The following is a 20,131-nucleotide window of genomic DNA, read 5'->3' on the forward strand; positions in this document are numbered from 1 at the left end:
GTTTATTAAATTATACGAAAGTGCCTTATTTTTTAAAGTATTTCAATGTATCATTACAAATAAATACACCGTATTTTGGTGAGACTTTTGAGGGAACAGGACAAGCTGAAGCTGTCCCCTAAGAAAGCGAGCCAACAATACGAAATATTGTAAATAAAGAAGCCAGTAAATAAAATTATAAAAGTCATTTATTGGCTATTTTTCTAGGATTTATGTCCCCGACTGTTTTTAAAGTTGTATTAAACACATACATCTTTTCAAGTACGTATAGTAAATTTGTATCATCGTCATCAAAAATCAAATTGAATGCTCCCCGTCTATTTTTTAGACGCTTAAGAACTGAATAAAGATACAAAATTTCTCTTGATCAAAATATATGAAAACGTATCATTGGAAGTATGTATAAAACCTGCATAATGGATAATAAATAATCAAAAGGCATAAACGCTGTTAAATCAACGTTTATGCCTTTTAGTTTAGTTAACATAATTAACGATTATAGGTAATCGTTTTGTATAGCGTATTCATCAAATTATTTCTAAAGTTAAATTAAAAATTAAAGTTTTAAAAATAGGATTGGTTTTTATTTCAACCGTTTGCTATATTAAAAAAAGGAGTTGGTTAATTATAATTTTACTATTAACAGTTTTATCTAATTTAATAATAACATTATTTTTTAAAAAATCTTTAAAAAATAATGTTGGAGATCAAGTTAACTATTTTATGGGCCTGCGAACTAAAAATTCAATGAAAAATAAAAAGAATTGGAAATTGACTCAAGATTTTTTTGTTAAATTTAGTATTAAATTTAGCTATTGGTTTTTACCTTTAGGGATAGTATGGACTATATTTGACATAATATTTGGTATTTCTATCACTTCTTTAATAATACAATTCATCCTATTTATCACTTTCATTATAGTAATTATAATAATCACTGAAAAAGAGGTGAAAAAAATGGTCGAATAATAACAAAAAAGAAGATCTTACATTCAATAAAACTACCATGATTTTGATATCAGTATTTCTTGTTTATTTTTTAATATTTATTAGTTCTATATTAAGTATAATGCCTAATAACCCTACTAAAGATAAAACACAAATAATTAATGCTTCTTGTCTTTAGAGTACTTCCTCAAGGATGGGCTTTTTATAGTAGAAATCCTAGAGATAATACATATAGAGTTATCAACACAAAAACAGGAGAACGAGCAACACAATTTCCAAACGCTAGCCCAAATAACTATTTTGGTTTATCTAGATATGGCAGATTAAAAGATGTAGAAGTTGGAAGACTAATATCTAAAATAAACGAAAAAAATGGAAAGACACTACTAGTAATCCTATTAAATTTGGTCGAAAAATGAAAAAATCAAAATGGTTAACAATCAATTAAATCCAAAAGTAAAGAGGAGATATTATCATATATTATAGTGATCCTATTCCTTGGAAACATACTAAGATTAGCTATGAAGAAATCTATCGTCATAGATTTCTTCATAGCTATTTTTTATAGTTATAGAGAGGAGTAGACTGTACGGTCTCTTTGGTTTTAAACCCGTATTAAAAACTAGTCAGCTTTACTCTCGCCTTTTGAAATTCGTTTGTAGTATGTTGGGTTCTTGAAACCGTGTATAGGAAAATGAAATGAGAAAGGTTAAGTAAAGTTTCAACTTCTCAAACAATTAGATGAAGCTATGATTCAGTTAGCAAAGCAACTTAATTGTTTTGAAAATATTCATTCAATACCTGGAATTGGTGAATTAACAACGGCTATGATTATTGGCGAAATCGGAGATATTACACGATATCAATCAGGTCGTACACACAGTAGAGATACGATTACCAAGAATGACAATAAAAAAGAGAGAAGACTTTTATTTTGGGTGGTTATGAATATTATTAGGGGACAACGTCATTATGATAACCATGTCGTCGATTATTACTATAAATTAAGAAAGCAGCCTAATGAGAAAGCTCATAAGACTGCCGTCATCGCATGTATGAATCGACTATTAAAAACGATTCATTATTTAGTATCGAATCGGTAATTGTACGATTATCAAATGTCTCCACATGAGTCAAACGTACAATCAAATATAGTTTAACACCTTATTCAAAAAATTTAAATTGAACGGACTAATTTAATAATGCTTATTTTAAAGGGCTTGACTAATCTTATATGTTTATTTTGGGCTTTATATTCTATCCTGAATTTTTCTTGAGAGAATGTTCACCTAGTTTTATTATTTATGACGTATGACACGCATTACTTTTAACATGCTGTACCATAAAGAACTATCTTTTCTATAAACTAAAAATCTTGGTTCCCAACTAGGACTATATTTCTCTTTATAACGTCTTAATCCTTGGAAACGATATAAACCGTTAAAATGTTCAAAAACACGTCCAGCAATTCTTTCTCTCACAAAAGCAAAATCCATTTGACCAACATTAGACAACGTGGCCATACCCATGTTAAAGGCACCGTAACCTTTTTCTTTACTCCACAATAACATGTGTAAATATAAGCCATCCATTAGTGGTAATTCAATTTCCGGCAACCACCGTATTAAATCAACTGATATAGCATCATTATAATATGTTGGCATTAAACTACAGAAAGCAATGATTTTATCATCTTTATCTTTAATAACGCCAATCGGTGCTTTGGATAAATATTCCGTCGTAAATTGTCCTACAGAAAAGTGCATTTCTTGACGACCATCCAGCCACATATCACTAATTTCTTTTAAACTACTCATCAGGTTGTTAGAAAATGGCGGTTCAAGAATTTCAAACTTAAACTCAAGCTCTTCAAGTTTATTAAGTGTTGCGCGGAAGCCTCTACGCTTTTTACCTGAAATAGTAAATTGGGTTAAATCAATAATAGCTTCCTCACCTAATTTGAAAAATTGATTACCAAAGTTATGATAGAGTGGCATAAATCGATCACTTACTTGATAAAAGATAACGTCATAGCCTAAGCGTTCAGCATATTGATAAAACGATTCGAGTAGCGTTTGAAAGCTTTGAGTATCTCCAATAGGATCACCTAATACAACAAGCGCATTACCTTTATAACGATACATTAAAAAGGCTTGTTCATTATCATGCATAAAAACATCTTTATCACCACTGTATAACAAATGGCTTAAATAGTTACCCCCATATGAATCAATAATAGTTTCACATTGTTTATAGTCGTTTATTTGATGTGGACGATTAAATCGATAATCAAACAACCAGGCAATAATACCTACAACAAGTATAATCACTAGAATGGTTAACCAGAAATAATATCTCAATGCAGATGTATTCATTTCTATTTGATATACATCCAACGCATAAAAAGTTTGTGAGATAATAAAATGATTCACATAAAGCACAACAACACTCATAATAAATGACATTACAAATTGATGTAATCTGAATGGGCGCTTTAATACTTTCGCACGACGGTATGCAGCAACCAATATAGCAAACATAACAATAAGCCAACTTAATAATAAGGCAGATGCATATGTATAAATTGTTGCTCCAAAAATTAATATAATCGAGATCATTGCGAAAATAATAGCTCTTCTACTTTGTTTAAATATCCCTTTCACATTTAACAATAGTAATAAACAGGCACTTGTATGAATTGATAACACAATGTAATACACAAGATGATTTTCATCAAATAAACCATCATAAATAATCGTCATATTATTTATAAAAAACATGATACTTGTTATCAAAACAAGGATAGCCACCGATAATGATGGGATTTTTGCTAAAATATCCTTTTGATAAGACATTGCAAAAGAGGTGATGTCTTTAGCCGGAACAAAGTATTTAGAACCTTCAAAGTAACGTTTAGCAGTTGATCCAAATTCAAACGTAGAGAGTAATAGTGCCACAACGACAGGTACAAAATAATAGGCAAAACGATAAAGTAACAGCGCTAATAAAATTTGTTCCTCAGGGATGTCTAATGATTTTAAACCAAGAAGTACAACTAAATCAAAGGCACCAAATCCACCAGGAATAAAGCTGACTAATCCTGATAAAGCTGCAATAATAAAGACGCCTATTAAAGTCATAAATGAAATATGGATATCGACTATTAATACAGATAAATATAATACTAATGCAGCTGCTAGCCATTCAACACTTGAAACTAATGTGCAATACACACCCATAAATCTATTCTTTTTATCTGCTGGGCGCATAATCGTGTATACGATGAAGATAGGTAAAAATAAAGCAACGACATATAATATCCAACGTACCCAACTTATTTTGTCAATCATATGTGATGCATTAAATACATGTAACACAACCAAGATAGATAATAAGCTTAATCCTGTGAGCATAGAGATTAAGATGATTGAAATATAATGTACTAATTTTTTCTTGTCTTCCGTATAATTTTTATATACAACTGCTCTCACACCAGCACCAATAAAACCACCAAAACCTATAATGGCATTAAAAGCATTGATAATGTAGCTTATTCGAATGATTTTAAATAAAGGCATTTCCATCTTTAATGATTTGACTAAGATGACATCATACATAGAGAGCAAGAGTAATGATGCACCACCACAAGCAAATAGTCCAACGAGCATCCAGCGATTGATTTTACTAAATACGGTAACTGTATTTTTAAAATCAATATGTGATAATTCACGATAGAGTGTAAATACCACAATGCAAAACAATGCTGTTGCAAAAGTAATTTTTAATATAGATAAAATTCTATTTTTAACTTCCTGATTCATTTTTTCACATCAATTCTAATTAATTCTTTTGTTACTGAAAATATATCATAACTGCCTGTGATTGAACATGACTATCTTCCTAACAGATTTGTAATATACTAAGGTGCACTAAACCGTTGAATTGATTCACATATGCAATAAAAGCCGATAAAGCAATCCCAAACTGTCCTACTTCATCGGCTACTATACTATTCTGCTATTTTCGAATCTTCTTTAGGAATATCATAGTCTCCAGCATCATCACCATAATACTTATTATATCGGCGTTTAAAAATTAAGAATATGTGAGACACCAGTACTTTTAATATCGCATAAGCTGGAATACCTAAAATGACACCTACAATCCCTAGCAAGTTCCCTGCACTAAGCAAAATAAAAATAATTGTTAATGGATGTATTTTTAATGTTTTACCCATAATATTTGGAGAAATAAAATGACCTTCTATAAATTGAACTAATGTCCATACAACAGCTAATTTTAAAAGCATTAACGGAGAGGTTATTAGCGCAATAATAATTGCAGGTGAAATAGCGATCGTTGGTCCTAAATAAGGTACAACACTTGTTACTGCAGCGATACTTGCCAATATTAAGCTATAATCTAGACCAATAATCGTATAGCCAATAAACAATAAAATACCAATACAAAATGACACAATAATTTGTCCTTGTATATAAGAACCCACTTGAACGCTCATTTTTTCTAATAAGTCATGATAATCTTTTCTAAATTTAGGTGGCATAATTTTAGTCGTGTACTCTTTAAATTTATGACCGTCTTTTAGCATAAAGAACAGTACAAATGGTGTTGTTATTAAAACTACGCCAACATTTACAATAGCTTCAGCAAATGTTCTTAATTTAGTTCCAAAACCATCAAAATAGTCTGTAACAATACTAGGAATCTTTTTAGATAAAGAATCTAAATTGGTCTGTATTTGATCATAAAATGAGGACAAGAACGAAAAGTGCGTTACCTTATCTAAAGTATCATTAAATTTAGTCACATATGCAGGCGCATTATGTATTAAGCGTGTTACCTGACTGCCAATGACCGGAATCAATAAATTAACGATGAGTGCAATAAGTCCAACAATAGCTAAAAATACTATAACAATACCCAGCAATCTTGGAATGTTATAACGCTCCATCAAGTTAATGATTGGATTGATTAAATAAAACAAAATTAACGATAGAATGATTGGTGCTACAATAGTGTTAAAGACAATGATAAAAGGCTCAAATACATATGAGACTTTGTCAAAAATAAATATAACAATACCTAATAATACCAATGCACTAAGTGCAAATATAAGATCCTTACCACCAAAAAATCGCATAAATCTTGTTTCAGAAAAACTTAATTTACCTGGTTTCTTTTCAGCTGTATTCTTTTTATCATCCAACATCATTATTCACCAAACCTTAACTCGTATTCTCTATTTGTAACTATATTTTTTTAATTGATTGTATTTTACTAATCTATATCATACCATACTTGTCATAAATTATAGATTATTTTAACTGAAAATGCATCAATACAATAAAATAGGAGCAGGTAAAAAGCCAATAGTTATGACTTAATTTCCTACCCCTATTTTACAGAGTTTGTGAGCAACACAAATTGTTTTTAAATAGCACAACGCAATTTTAAACGGTTATTATAAATATAATTTAACAAGTTTACTCATTTTAAAATATCTCAAACTTTAAAAGTTTACACTATGATTTTTTAGATTTATTTTCACGTCCCCAAGATTCAATGCCAAATAAATTTATTTGTAAATTTTCGGGATTGAACACGGGATGTTTTCCTTCTTTACGTTGTTGTTGATAATCTTTCATCACTGCGAAAGCTACATTGGATAAACCAATAATCGATATTAAATTCACAATGGCCATAAGTCCCATAAACAAATCTGCTGTACTCCATACTGTTTCCGTTTTAACTACAGCACCAACAAACACTAATATCACAACTAAACATCTAAAAATAAATAAGATTATTTTATTCGTTGATAAAAACTCTATATTAGACTGTCCGTAATAATAGTTCCCTACAACTGATGAAAATGCAAATAAAGTCACAGCTACAGTTAAAAAGATACCGCCAGCAGATCCTAAATGATCATTTAAAGCTGATTGTGTGACAGCAACACCTTGTGGCGCACTATCGCCAAATTTCAAACCTGAATAAAGTAAAATCATAATCGCTGTAGCAGTACATACGAGCATTGTATCGAAGAAAACACCAAGAGATTGAATTAAACCTTGTTTAACTGGATGTGGAACAGCCGCTGTCGCTGCAGCATTTGGTGCTGAACCCATACCAGCTTCATTTGAGAATAAACCACGCTTAATACCTTGTAATATAGCAGCTCCTAACGCACCACCAGCAATCTGTTCAATGCCAAAAGCACTCTTGATAATTGTGCCAATCATTGGAACAACTTGATCTAAATTCATCAATAAAATAACTAAAACCATACCAATATAAATAATAGCCATAATAGGTACTATTAGTGATGATAGTGTTGCAATACTACGAACACCACCAAAAATGATAATCCCAGTAATAACTGCTAATACAACGCCTGTTATCACAGGGTTGACATTGTACTGTGTATTTAATGATTCTGCAATCGTATTAGATTGCACCGTATTAAATACAAATGCAAATGTCACTGTAATTAAAATCGCAAATAAAATACCTAACCATTTTTGATTAAGTCCTTTTGTTATGTAATATGCAGGTCCTCCACGGAACCCACCTTCTTTATCATGAACTTTATATATCTGGGCAAGTGTAGCTTCCATAAACGCACTTGCTGCTCCGATAAAAGCAATAATCCACATCCAAAATACTGCACCTGGGCCACCAAGAACAATGGCAGTAGCAACACCTGCAATATTCCCCGTACCCACACGTGAGCCGGCGCTTATCGCAAACGCTTGAAATGGTGAAATACCTTTCTTTCCAGACTCTAATGTTTCTGGTTTCTCAACGAGCGCTCTAAACATTTCTGGCAACATTCTAAGTTGTACAAATTTTGAACTAATAGTAAAGAAGAAGCCAACCGTTAGTAACAGACCAATTAGGTACTGTGACCATATTAAATCGTTTCCGACTTGCACAATTGTCTTAAACCAGCCAGGAATCAAATTATCAAAATCTCTCACTCTATCCATACCTCACATTTATCTAAATTTATCTAGTGAATACGTTAAGAGATTTACATTTATAGTTTAGGTTATATGATTCATTGAAAATGGAACAATGAACTTACTCCTATTAAATGTAAATCTCTTGCTTTTATACAAGTTAAAAAATAAATAACAATTCTAAGTTTATCATTTTATTTTAACTATGAAAATAAAATCACTAAAAACATTATTGAATAGTCATATTAATTACCTCTCCAAACTCAGTCGTATCGACGATGAATGAACCATTCGTGTATTGTTCAGATTTATGAATATCAACAATAAGACCTTCTTCAACATGTGACTCTGAATAGATTATATATTCAGATTGATTTTCTGTTACCACATGACCAGCAACGATTCGATGTGGATTTTTCTTTAATTCTTTCAATAAAGTAATACCTCGTTGAGCTCGTTTTGCCAATTGTAAAACTTTAAAGTCAATACGTTTCATAGCCCCACGTTGGGTAGCCATAATGATCGTTTGTCCAGCTTCAACAACTTCGGTCATAACTACGAAATCTTCCACCTTTAAATTGATAGATTTCACACCAGCAGCTCTCAAACCTGTGTCAGATAACTCATTAGTGTTATATGTTAATGACATACCTTTATGCGTTAGTACCGTTATAATTTGATCTTCTGTCAAACGTTGTACACTTATAATTTCATCTTGCGGTTTCACTTTCATAGCAACTAATGGTTTAGTGTAACGTGTTGTTTTAAATAATCCAGCATGACTTTTTTTAATCATACCGTTACGTGTAGCCATAATATAAAATGCCTCTTGTTGGAAATTTTTTTCATTATATACATTGATTATATATTCGTCTTCTTCGATTGCTACAAGTTGTGACACGTGTTGCCCTAATTCTTTCCACCGCGTGTCTGCTAATTTATGTACCGGAATGAACAAGTATCTGCCTTTATTTGTAAAGACAAGAATCGTATCCTGTGTATTTACCTCTTGATATTTTAATAATCGGTCACCTTGCTTAAGCCCGATTTCTGAAACACCACTCGCATTAAAACTTCGTGTTGAAGTACGTTTAATATATCCTTGAGCAGTAACACTCATAATGACATCTTCACTAGGAACCATTACTTCTTTATCGATTTTAATTTCTGCAATTTCTGCTTCAATTGCAGACAGTCTTTCAGATTTAAAACGCTTACGAATATCTTTTAATTCGTTCTTAATAACAGTTAGCAAAGCGTCATGGTTATCTAAAATATGACGATATTCTTTAATGCGTTCACTAAGCTCAGCGTGCTCATTTTTCAATTCAACAATATCCGTATTTGTTAAACGGTATAATTGCAACATAACTATCGCTTCTGCTTGAGCATCTGTAAAACCATATGTTGCCACTAAATTATCTTTAGCATCTCGTTTGTTTTTCGATTCTCGGATAAGGGCGATAACTTCATCTAAAATAGATAAAGCTTTCATCAATCCCTCTACAATATGCATACGCTTTTCTGCATGATCCAAATCAAATTTAGTCCTATTGACAACAACTTCAATTTGATGATTTAAATAACTATCAATAATTTGACGAATACCCATCAATTTTGGTCTACCGTCGCTTATTGCCACCATGTTGAAATTATATGAAATTTGTAAGTCAGAATTTTTGAATAGATAATTTTTAATAGCCTCACTATTAGCTTCTTTCTTTAATTCAATAGCGATTCTCAAACCAGTACGATCGGTCTCATCTCTAACTTCGACAATTCCATCTACTTTTTTATCTGCTCGTAATTCATCAATTCGCTTAACAAGCGAACTTTTATTTACTTCGTATGGCACTTCGGTCACAACTAATTGTTGTCTGCCATTTCTTAATGCTTCTGTTTCAACTTTTGAACGAACTACAATTTTCCCTTTACCAGTTTCATATGCTTTCTTTATGCCATCAACACCTTGAATAATGCCACCAGTTGGAAAATCTGGCCCTTGAATATATTTCATAAGCTGACTTACTGATATATTAGGATTATCTATATACTTTAAGGTTGCTTGAATGACTTCAGCTAAATTATGAGGTGGAATATCAGTAGCATAACCTGCTGAAATACCAGTAGAACCATTAACTAGTAAATTAGGAAATCGCGCCGGTAACACCATAGGTTCAAGGGTTGTATCATCATAGTTAGAGACAAAAGATACTGTTTCTTTATTAATATCGCGCAATAATTCTTCAGCTAATTGACTTAACTTAGCTTCTGTATAACGCATTGCAGCAGGAGGATCATTGTCGATACTACCATTATTCCCATGCATTTCTACGAGTACATGACGTAATTTCCAATCTTGACTTAAACGTACCATCGCATCATATACTGATGAATCGCCATGAGGATGATATTGTCCAATGACATCCCCAACAGTTTTGGCACTTTTACGGAAATTCTTATCATACGTATTACCACTGCTATACATAGCGTACAAAATACGGCGTTGTACTGGTTTAAGTCCATCTCTTACATCTGGCAGAGCACGTTCTTGAATTATATATTTACTATATCTACCAAAGCGGTCACCAATAACATCTTCAAGTGATAAGTCTTGTATTATCTCACTCAATTTGTTTCCTCCTCAGTATAATTTTCATTGTCTAATACTTGAACCTCTGTATTATCTAAAATACTCAAATCTTCTTGCATACCAAATTCAACATGGCGTTCAATCCACTCACGTCTTGGTGCGACTTTATCACCCATTAATGTAGTAACACGTTTAGAAGATCGCACTTCATCTTCAACTTGTACTCGAATCAATGTTCTTGTATCTGGATTCATCGTCGTCTCCCATAATTGTTCGGGATTCATTTCACCTAGACCTTTATACCGTTGCAACGTAAATCCTTTTCCTAGTGATTGTTGAAGTTTGTCTAATTCATCATCCGTCCAGGCATATTCAACTTGCTTAGCTTTTCCTTTACCCTTTTCAAGTTTGTAAAGTGGCGGCAAAGCAATAAACACTCGTCCTGCTTGAACTAAAGGTTTCATGTATTTGAAGAAGAACGTTAATAACAGTACCTGTATATGAGCACCATCAGTATCCGCATCGGTCATGATGATAACTCTGTTGTAATTACTATCCTCAATTTTAAAATCGTTACCTACACCAGCACCGATTGTATGAATAATCGTGTTAATTTCCTCATTTTTAAATATATCTTCTAAGCGCGCCTTCTCTGTGTTGATTACTTTACCTCGAAGTGGCAAAATCGCTTGGAATTTGCGATCACGTCCTAACTTGGCAGAACCACCTGCTGAATCACCTTCGACTAAGTACAATTCATTTTTCTCAGTATTTTTACTTTGTGCAGGTGTGAGTTTTCCAGATAACAATGTATCTTTACGTTTATTCTTTTTACCAGAACGGGCATCATCGCGGGCCTTGCGAGCTGCTTCACGTGCTTGCTGTGCTTTAATTGCTTTTTTAACTAAAGATTTGGAAAGCTGCCCTTTTTCCTCTAAATAAAAAGGTAATTTCTCAGCTACGACAGAATCTACTGCACTTCTAGCCTCTGTTGTTCCAAGTTTAGACTTTGTTTGTCCTTCAAATTGCAATAATTCTTCAGGAATTCTCACTGAAATAATGGCTGTTAGTCCTTCACGTATATCATTACCATCAATATTCTTATCTTTTTCTTTTAATTCATTAATGCGTCGTGCATAATCGTTAAATACTCTGGTCATAGCAGTTTTAAATCCTACTTCATGCGTTCCACCATCTTTAGTCCGTACATTATTAACAAAACTTAAAATACTCTCAGAATATTGATCATTATATTGAAAAGCCACATCGACTTCAATGCCATGAGATTGGCCAGAAAACATAGTTACATCATGTAATACTTCTTTACCTTCATTTACGTAACTTACAAATTCTTTAATACCTTCTTCATAATGGTATAGTTCTTCACGTTCTTTACCACTGCGTAAATCGGTTAGTTTAATTTTTAGATTTTTTAATAAAAATGCAGACTCTTGTAAACGCTCGCTTAATGTTTGGAAAGAAAATGTCGTTGACGCTTTAAAAATCTCTGGATCAGGCTTAAAAGTTACTTTAGTGCCAGTTTTTTTAGTTTTTCCTGCTTTGACTAAACCAGTGGCAGGCAAACCCCCATTTTTAAAACTTTGTTTATAGATATTTCCATCTCTATGTATTTCAACCTCTAGCCATTCACTAAGCGCATTCACTACTGATGCACCCACACCATGCAAGCCACCAGATGTTTTATAACCACCTTGACCAAATTTACCTCCAGCATGTAAAACGGTAAAAATAACTTGTACCGTCGGCTTACCTGAAGCATGGATTCCTGTTGGCATACCTCGACCATTATCTTCAATAGTAATGCTATTATCTTTATTAATTGTGACGTTGATTTCATCACCATAGCCATTTAATACTTCATCAACAGAGTTATCAACAACTTCATATACTAAATGGTGGAGCCCGCGCTTATCAGTGGAGCCAATATACATACCAGGTCTTTTACGCACAGCTTCTAATCCTTCTAAAACCTGTATTGAATCATCTGAATAATTGTTTTTTTTATTCACTGTCAATGTAATTTTCCTCCTACAAACGTACGTTCGTTATTTTTTCTATACAATAGTTATTCTTATATAAATCCGCTTAAATTGCAAGTCTGAGTTTAAAACAAGGCTATTTATTTACCATAACATTTGTTTTAAATTTATTGTCGTAAAAAATAATCAGTTTATGGTAAAATAGAGCTAAGTTATAAAAGGATGTGTAATTATTATGATGATAGTCCTCATGTTGTTACTCAGCTATCTCATAGGAGCTTTTCCAAGTGGTTATGTTGTTGGAAAACTCTTTTTTAAAAAAGATATAAGACAATTTGGAAGTGGCAACACTGGTGCAACAAATAGCTTTCGAGTACTTGGCAAGCCTGCTGGTTTTTTAGTAACATTTCTAGACATTTTTAAAGGATTCATAACTGTATTCTTTCCAATTTGGTTGCCTGTGCATGCAGATGGCCCACTAAGCACCTTTTTTACCCATGGACTCATCGTTGGTTTATTTGCAATTCTAGGCCATGTTTATCCTGTCTATCTTAAATTTAAAGGTGGCAAAGCAGTAGCTACAAGTGCAGGTGTCGTACTAGGGGTTAATCCTATATTGTTGCTAATTTTAGCATTGATTTTCTTTATTATTTTATACCTATCTAAATTTGTGTCCTTATCAAGTATTATTGCTGCGATTAGTTGTGTTGTTGGTGCATTTGTCATACATGACTATGTATTACTTGGTGTCAGTTTGCTTGTTTCAGTTATATTAATTGTACGACATCGTTCTAATATTATCAGAATTGTCAAGGGTGAAGAACCTAAAATTAAATGGATGTAATTAAGCTCAACAATTTAAAATTATTGCTATTTTTCGACCGCAACAAGACTTGTATAAGCTTTTGCGGTTTTTATAATACAATAACAACTTAAAATTGGAAAACGAGAGTGGAACAGATTTCATGATGAATTCGTAGTCCAGAATAGAATTGAAAAAAGCCTGGTATCAGTGTATTTTCAATCCAATCAACTACTGCCAATATATAGTTCGTAGCTTTAAACATAATGATGCACCAGCCTCAATATTATTCTTGAGTTATCGTTAACTATTTCATTAAGCATATTCAAATATTTTTAATAGCTACTATGCTATAATCCTACTTGCGAAGATAAATTATTTATGGGTATTGATGAATGAGCTATTAGGAGGTTATAAATTGAAAATACAATTAACTGAACAAGCTATCAACTGGTTTAAAGATGAATTAGATTTGCCAGACAACAATAAAGTTTTACAATTCTATGTCCGCTACGGTGGAGAATTCCAATTAAAACAAGGCTTCAGTCCTGCTTTTCGCGTTGAAAATGAAGATGACATAGATATTGGTTACAGTGAAAATTATAATAACCTTAAAGTTGTAGTTGCTGAAGACGATTTGTGGTACTTTAAAGACGATATTATTGAAGTTGATACCGTTAATCACGAAGATGAAATAGCTTATACTACAAAGTAACATCAATTGCAGTTTAATAGAATAATAAGAAATAGCTATGAGACTTTTACTCAAGATATCAGTCTTCATAGCTATTTTTTTATAAAAATAGCTCATTTGCTTTAAGCTATCATTTCAAAGGTTTAAAAACTATTTTGTAATATATTCGTTCCGCTTAATTTTAAAGATGATTTAAATCATCTTTATTCGTTACTTCTAACTCAATATTATTTTTATTTAATGCTTCAACTTTACTATATGTTTCATGCCAATCTGGAAAATGGCGATCTAATCTAATAGGTCTAAAATTATCTGCCTTCATACAAATTAGCTCAGTAGTCCCTGTTGTAGCAAGTTCTCCTTGCTCATTATATATTTCATAGCTATAAATTGAACGTAGCCGCGAATATTTTTCCACCCAAGTCTTAACTTTAACAGTTTCAGGATATGTAATGGATTTGATATACTTCACATTCAAATCTGTAACAGGAGATATAATGCCCACCGCTTCCATGTCAGCATAATTAAAGTCTAATTTTCTAATATAATCTGTGCGCGCTACTTCAAACCATGTAGCATAGTTGCCGTGATAAATCACACCCATTTTATCTGTTTCTTGGTATCTAGCCTCGATTTCAGTAATACTGTATATCATAATCAAATATCCTTCTTTCAATATAACTTTCTTATCAATTCTAACATAAAAAAGGAGCGGAGCAGAATTCATGATGAATTCGTAGTCCCACCCCAACCAGGTTGACTAGAATTGAAAAAGTTTGGTATCAGCGTATTTTCAATCCAGTTAACTACTGCTAATAATTAGTTCCTAGCCTAAAACATAATGATGTCCCAGACTGTATTTCGCCTTGTTTATTGTGCAAGTTTATTACGTAAAACCATTTGCAAAATACCACCATGACGATAATAATCCAACTCTACTAAAGAATCAAAGCGAACAGTTGCATCGAAATCAACTACTTCACCATTCTCCTTTTTAGCATGAACTTTAACAGTATCTTGCGGCTTAACATCTTCATTGATATCTACAGAAATTTCTTCCTTACCATCTAAGCCAAGTGAGTCTGCTGAATCACCATCTTTAAACTGTAATGGTAATACCCCCATCATGACTAGGTTAGAACGGTGAATACGTTCATAACTTTGAGCAATAACTGTCTTAACGCCTAATAAGTTAGTACCTTTGGCAGCCCAGTCACGTGAAGAACCCATACCATAATCATTACCAGCTAATACAGCTAAACCAGTACCGTCCTCTTTATATTTCATAGCAGCGTCATAGATAGGCATCACTTCATCCGTTGGCCAATAAGTTGTATAGCCACCTTCAGTTCCAGGTGCTAATTGGTTTTTAATACGAATATTTGCGAATGTGCCACGTACCATAACTTCATGATTCCCACGTCTTGAACCATATGAATTAAAATCACGAATAGGTACATCATGATCAAGTAAATATTTACCTGCTGGCGTATCTTTACCAATTGCACCAGCTGGTGAGATATGGTCAGTTGTAACTGAATCTCCAAACTTACCCATAACACGCAAATCTTTTAAAGGTTTAATTGTGCCAGGTTCTTTAGATAAGTTTTGGAAAAATGTAGGATTTTGAATATATGTTGAATTAGGATCGAAGTCATATAATGGTGCGTCAGTCACATCAATTTCATTCCACATTTCATTATTATTATATACATTTTTGTATTCTTCCAAGAATAACTCGGGCGTCACTACACTGTCTACTGTGTCTGCAACTTCTTTTATTGATGGCCAAATATCATTTAAATAAACATCTTCGCCATCTTTTCCTTTTCCAAGTGGCTCATTTTGCAAATCAATATCAACAGTCCCAGCTAAAGCATAAGCAACAACTAATTGCGGTGAAGCTAAGTAGTTTGCTTTAACTAATGGATGGATACGACCTTCAAAATTACGGTTACCTGATAATACAGACGTAACAAGCAAATCTTCTTTAGCAATTGCTTTTTCTATTTCAGGTAAAAGTGGACCTGAATTGCCAATGCATGTTGTACAACCATAACCAACTAGATTGAAGCCTAAATCATCAAGATATTCTTGTAAACCCGAATCACGTAAATAACCTGTTACAACCTTTGAACCTGGAGCCAATGAAGTTTTAACAAATTCTGGCACTTTGAGCCCTTTTTCGACAGCCTTCTTAGCAACTAGACCTGCCCCCAACATGACATATGGATTTGATGTATTTGTACATGAAGTAATTGCTGCTATCGCTATATCCCCTGTTGTCATAGTTGCAGTTGAACCGTCACTAAATTGGATTTCAGCTGTTTTATCAAATTCTTTTTTATCAAATCCATGACCTTGGTTACCCGCAGGTGCAGTAACTGATTTTTCAAATTCTGATTTCATGTCACTTAAAAAGATTAAGTCTTGGGGACGTTTTGGCCCTGATAATGATGCTTCAACCGTAGATAGATCTAAGTCAATAACATCAGTGTATTCTGGGTCTTCTTTATCAACAGTAAAGAACATATTGTTTTGTTCCAAGTATGCTTTAACTAATGCAACATGCTCTTCTGATCGTCCTGTTAATCTCATATATTTTAGTGATTCCTCATCAACTGGGAAGAAGCCACAAGTAGCACCGTATTCTGGCGCCATATTTGCGATAGTTGCACGATCAGCTAGTGGTAAATCTGTAACACCTGGTCCAAAGAATTCAATAAATTTGCCAACTACACCTTTTTTACGTAATTCTTGAGTCACTCTTAAAGCTAAGTCCGTAGCGGTTGAGCCTTGAGGTAATGTGTTAGTTAATCTGACACCAATAACTTCTGGAATTGGGAAATAAGAGGGTTGTCCAAGCATACCTGCTTCTGCTTCAATACCACCAACACCCCATCCTAATACCCCGATACCATTAATCATAGTTGTATGAGAGTCAGTACCTACTAGTGTGTCTGGAAATGCTGTTTCTTCTCCATCAACATCACGAACATGAACGACATTAGCTAAGTATTCTAAATTCACTTGATGTACAATACCAGTTGCAGGCGGTACTGCATTATAGTTGTTAAATGCTTTAGTTGCCCAATTTAAGAATTGATATCTTTCATAATTTCGTTCAAATTCCAATTTCATATTGCGTTCAAGCGCATCTGGATTTGCATAACTATCTACTTGAACAGAATGATCAATGACTAAGTCAACAGGAACTTCTGGATTAATTTTATTAATATCGCCACCAACATCGTTCATTGCTTTACGCAATGATGCTAAATCCACTACTGCTGGAACTCCAGTAAAATCCTGTAAAATCACTCGAGAAGGTTTAAATGGAACCTCACCTTCGTTATTTTCTCCCCCAAAATGACTTAATGCTTTAATATGATCATCCGTAATAACAAAATCATCTTCTTGTCTTAATACAGATTCTAATAATACTCTGATGGAATATGGTAATTTAGATACCGTAGTTAAACCTTGTTCTTCTAAACTTTTCAAATCATAATACACATAAGATTTGTCGTTCACTTTAAATGTCTTTTTAGCATGTGATTTCATGTTAGAAGCCATAGTATTTCCCCCTTGAACTAAATCATAATATTTTTATATGCCGTTACTTAAATTGTATAATTAACTAAATTTTAAAACAACTGCAATTCGCTATAAATAGGCGTTTTTAGGATTTCCTTTTTTAATCGGACTATATAAGTAAAAGTTATCATTAAGCATACGTTCAATAAGAAATAGTTATTAATTGAGAATGATTTTCAATAAAAATAGTCCTTATCACTTTTTAAGCAATAAGGACAATAAATTATCAATTATTAGTCTTTTTCAGTATTTCTCCGTGCTTCACGTTTCTCTAAAATATCTGCTTCATAATCAGCTTGTTGATGTTTAACATATTCTTGCAAACGGTGCTTGTTTGGTTGCAACGTCAAACCTAAGAATTTACGTTCTTGGTTAGCATCTTTATAGAAACTAATCATCATCAATATGACGACAAAGGAGAATGGAAAGGCACTGATAATTGCAGCACTTTGAATGGCACTCAATGCTGCTGCACCATCTCCACCACCGGCAAGTAATAAAATAAATGCAATCAGTGATTGTGCTACGCCCCATGTGACTTTCACAAAACCTGTTGGCTCAAGAGAACCAAACGTAGTCTGCATTCCCAGCACAAAGGTTGCAGAATCGGCAGAAGTGATAAAGAATGATGCAATAAGAATAAGCGCAATAATGGATAATAACATACCTAATGGCACTTCGTTAAACACACCAAAAAGTTGTGTTTCAGGTGTCATTTTAAATAATTCTGGATGTTTTTTTCCTGTTTCAATACCTAAAACGCCAAATACACTGAACCAGATAAAGCTTACGATTGCTGGAACAAGTAATACACCAGAAATGAATTCTCGAATAGAACGACCTTTAGATACACGGGCAATAAATACACCAACGAATGGGCTCCAGCTTAACCACCAGCCCCAATAGTACAATGTCCAAGTAGACATCCATTCCCTTTTTTGGCTATTTAAAGCAGCAGTATCTAAACTGTTAAATAAAAATGTATTAAACAAACTACCAGTCGAGCTCGTAAACATATTTAAAATAAGCACTGTCGGCCCAATAATAAGGACAGCAATCATTAATATTGTTCCTAAACCAATGTTTAAGTTACTTAAATATTGAATACCTTTACTTAAACCTGACCATGCACTCGCAATAAATAGTACTGTTACTACAACAATAATAATTGATTGTACCCATACCGTATTAGGAACGTTGAATAAATAATTTAAACCACCATTAATTTGTAGTGCTCCCATACCAAGTGATACTGCTACACCAACGACAGTTGCAAAGACTGATAAAACATCAATAATTGTACCAATTGGACCTTCCACCTTATCACCTAAAATAGGTCTTAAGGTTCTAGACAGTAAACCTGGTTCATTTTTTCTAAATTGCGCATACGCAAGCGCTAATGCGACAACTCCATATGTAGCCCATGCATGAAAGCCCCAATGGAAAAATGTAGAGCGTAGTGCCTCAGTATATGCTTGTGTTGTCTTTGGATCAGCATCTGGTGGTGATGCAAAATGTGACATAGGTTCAGCAGCTCCATAAAACACTAAGCCAATACCCATACCTGCACTAAATAGCATAGCAAACCAAGAAACAGTGTTAAATTCAGGTTTGTCATTGGGTTTACCTAATTTTAATTTACCTATAGGACTGAAAATTAAAAAGATACAGAAGAAAACAATGATTGTAGTTAAAATAAGGTAATACCAACCTAATTTATCAGTAATCCAACCACTGATTGCGCCTGTAACACTGCCAAATTTAGTCGGAAAAATCGCTCCAACTAGCACTACAATCGCAACAAGAATAGCGCTATAAATAAATACAGGTGAAAACTTCTTTCCGCTACTATTTTTTTGAGAAGAAGAATTCATAAATAAATAACTCCCTTCATTATAGTATTAAATTTTCAATGCGCGAGATATACTACGTTTAGAAAGCAACGCTATACCTCAAACGATACCTATAAGGATATCAAACCTAAATTCTTTTATCAAATTTGTTTAGAAAAAGTATTTTCTAAATAAATTATATATTGTATAATGAGGTGTATTATGTTTAGAAAGGATATAAAAGTTATGTTGAAAGAATTTAAAGAATTTGCATTAAAAGGCAACGTATTAGATTTAGCAATTGCAGTCGTTATGGGTGCAGCATTCAATAAAATCGTTACTTCATTAGTAACTTATATCATCATGCCATTAATTGGTAAAATTTTCGGTTCTGTTGATTTTGCAAAAGATTGGGAATTCTGGGGCATTAAATACGGATTGTTCATTCAATCTATCATTGACTTCCTAATTGTTGCTTTTGCATTATTTGTATTTGTTAAAATTGCAAATACTTTAATGAAAAAAGAAGAGCCAGAAGAGACTATTGAAGAAAACACAGTATTACTTACAGAAATTCGCGATTTACTTCGTGAAAAAAATTAATATATTTTAGACAGAGGTTAAAAATTTTTAGCCTCTGTCTTTTTTATGTTATTTGTATGGCCAACACTTAAAAGTATTT

General features: G+C 33.0%; 13 protein-coding genes and 1 pseudogene. 6 read left to right on the forward strand and 8 right to left on the reverse strand.

What is annotated here, in order from left to right; translation table 11 throughout:
• Positions 1-723: 723 nt before the first annotated feature.
• The 3 genes and pseudogenes from HMPREF2864_RS12385 to HMPREF2864_RS02195 all read left to right on the forward strand — a co-directional run.
• Positions 724-969, forward strand: a complete 246-nt coding sequence (locus HMPREF2864_RS12385) for an SdpI family protein (RefSeq protein WP_037540376.1) — start codon at positions 724-726, stop codon at positions 967-969.
• A 140-nt stretch (positions 970-1,109) separates the two neighbouring features.
• Positions 1,110-1,367: an SdpA family antimicrobial peptide system protein gene (locus HMPREF2864_RS12390; RefSeq protein WP_002459188.1), complete on the forward strand. Its 258-nt coding sequence runs from the start codon at positions 1,110-1,112 to the stop codon at positions 1,365-1,367.
• A gap of 309 nt (positions 1,368-1,676) precedes the next feature.
• Positions 1,677-2,051 (forward strand): annotated as a pseudogene (locus tag HMPREF2864_RS02195) (transposase); the annotation flags it as partial.
• Positions 2,052-2,246: 195 nt separating this feature from the next.
• On the opposite strand, the gene mprF reads toward HMPREF2864_RS02195, so the two are convergent.
• From mprF to parE, 5 genes are all read right to left on the reverse strand, one after another.
• The gene (gene mprF, locus HMPREF2864_RS02200; protein WP_002459190.1) at positions 2,247-4,769 is read right to left on the reverse strand and encodes a bifunctional lysylphosphatidylglycerol flippase/synthetase MprF; all 2,523 of its coding nucleotides are present in this window, start codon (positions 4,767-4,769) and stop codon (positions 2,247-2,249) included.
• A 188-nt stretch (positions 4,770-4,957) separates the two neighbouring features.
• The gene (locus HMPREF2864_RS02205) at positions 4,958-6,181 is read right to left on the reverse strand and encodes an AI-2E family transporter (protein WP_002459191.1); all 1,224 of its coding nucleotides are present in this window, start codon (positions 6,179-6,181) and stop codon (positions 4,958-4,960) included.
• A 310-nt stretch (positions 6,182-6,491) separates the two neighbouring features.
• On the reverse strand, positions 6,492-7,949 hold the full coding sequence (locus tag HMPREF2864_RS02210) for a glutamine transporter AlsT (RefSeq protein WP_037542944.1): 1,458 nt from the start codon (positions 7,947-7,949) through the stop codon (positions 6,492-6,494).
• Positions 7,950-8,160: 211 nt separating this feature from the next.
• Positions 8,161-10,563: a DNA topoisomerase IV subunit A gene (gene parC / locus HMPREF2864_RS02215; RefSeq protein WP_060795605.1), complete on the reverse strand. Its 2,403-nt coding sequence runs from the start codon at positions 10,561-10,563 to the stop codon at positions 8,161-8,163.
• Positions 10,560-12,554 (reverse strand): DNA topoisomerase IV subunit B, encoded by a 1,995-nt coding sequence (gene parE / locus HMPREF2864_RS02220; RefSeq protein ID WP_161510815.1) that lies wholly within the window; start codon positions 12,552-12,554, stop codon positions 10,560-10,562. The genes parC and parE overlap by 4 nt, the downstream gene beginning before the upstream one ends.
• 205 nt (positions 12,555-12,759) lie before the next feature.
• Between parE and plsY the strand changes: the two genes are divergently transcribed.
• Both plsY and HMPREF2864_RS02230 read left to right on the forward strand, forming a co-directional pair.
• Positions 12,760-13,368 carry a glycerol-3-phosphate 1-O-acyltransferase PlsY gene (gene plsY, locus HMPREF2864_RS02225; protein WP_002459195.1) on the forward strand — a complete coding sequence of 203 codons (609 nt, stop codon included), beginning with the start codon at positions 12,760-12,762 and terminating at the stop codon, positions 13,366-13,368.
• Positions 13,369-13,744: 376 nt separating this feature from the next.
• Positions 13,745-14,041, forward strand: a complete 297-nt coding sequence (locus HMPREF2864_RS02230; RefSeq protein WP_002478237.1) for a HesB/YadR/YfhF family protein — start codon at positions 13,745-13,747, stop codon at positions 14,039-14,041.
• A gap of 160 nt (positions 14,042-14,201) precedes the next feature.
• Here the strand turns inward: HMPREF2864_RS02230 and menI are convergent, their stop codons facing one another.
• From menI to HMPREF2864_RS02245, 3 genes are all read right to left on the reverse strand, one after another.
• Positions 14,202-14,675 carry a 1,4-dihydroxy-2-naphthoyl-CoA hydrolase MenI gene (menI, locus tag HMPREF2864_RS02235; RefSeq protein WP_070544862.1) on the reverse strand — a complete coding sequence of 158 codons (474 nt, stop codon included), beginning with the start codon at positions 14,673-14,675 and terminating at the stop codon, positions 14,202-14,204.
• 215 nt (positions 14,676-14,890) lie between these two features.
• Positions 14,891-17,596 (reverse strand): aconitate hydratase AcnA, encoded by a 2,706-nt coding sequence (acnA, locus tag HMPREF2864_RS02240; RefSeq protein ID WP_070544863.1) that lies wholly within the window; start codon positions 17,594-17,596, stop codon positions 14,891-14,893.
• 254 nt (positions 17,597-17,850) lie between these two features.
• A complete protein-coding gene (locus tag HMPREF2864_RS02245) occupies positions 17,851-19,491 on the reverse strand; it encodes a BCCT family transporter (protein WP_002459199.1) in 1,641 nt (546 codons plus the stop codon).
• Positions 19,492-19,695: 204 nt separating this feature from the next.
• On the opposite strand from HMPREF2864_RS02245, the gene mscL reads away from it, so the two are divergent.
• The gene (gene mscL / locus HMPREF2864_RS02250; RefSeq protein WP_037540403.1) at positions 19,696-20,052 is read left to right on the forward strand and encodes a large conductance mechanosensitive channel protein MscL; all 357 of its coding nucleotides are present in this window, start codon (positions 19,696-19,698) and stop codon (positions 20,050-20,052) included.
• The last annotated feature ends 79 nt before the right edge of the window (positions 20,053-20,131 follow it).

This window comes from Staphylococcus sp. HMSC059F04 (assembly GCF_001812565.1).
Lineage (GTDB): Bacteria > Bacillota > Bacilli > Staphylococcales > Staphylococcaceae > Staphylococcus > Staphylococcus lugdunensis.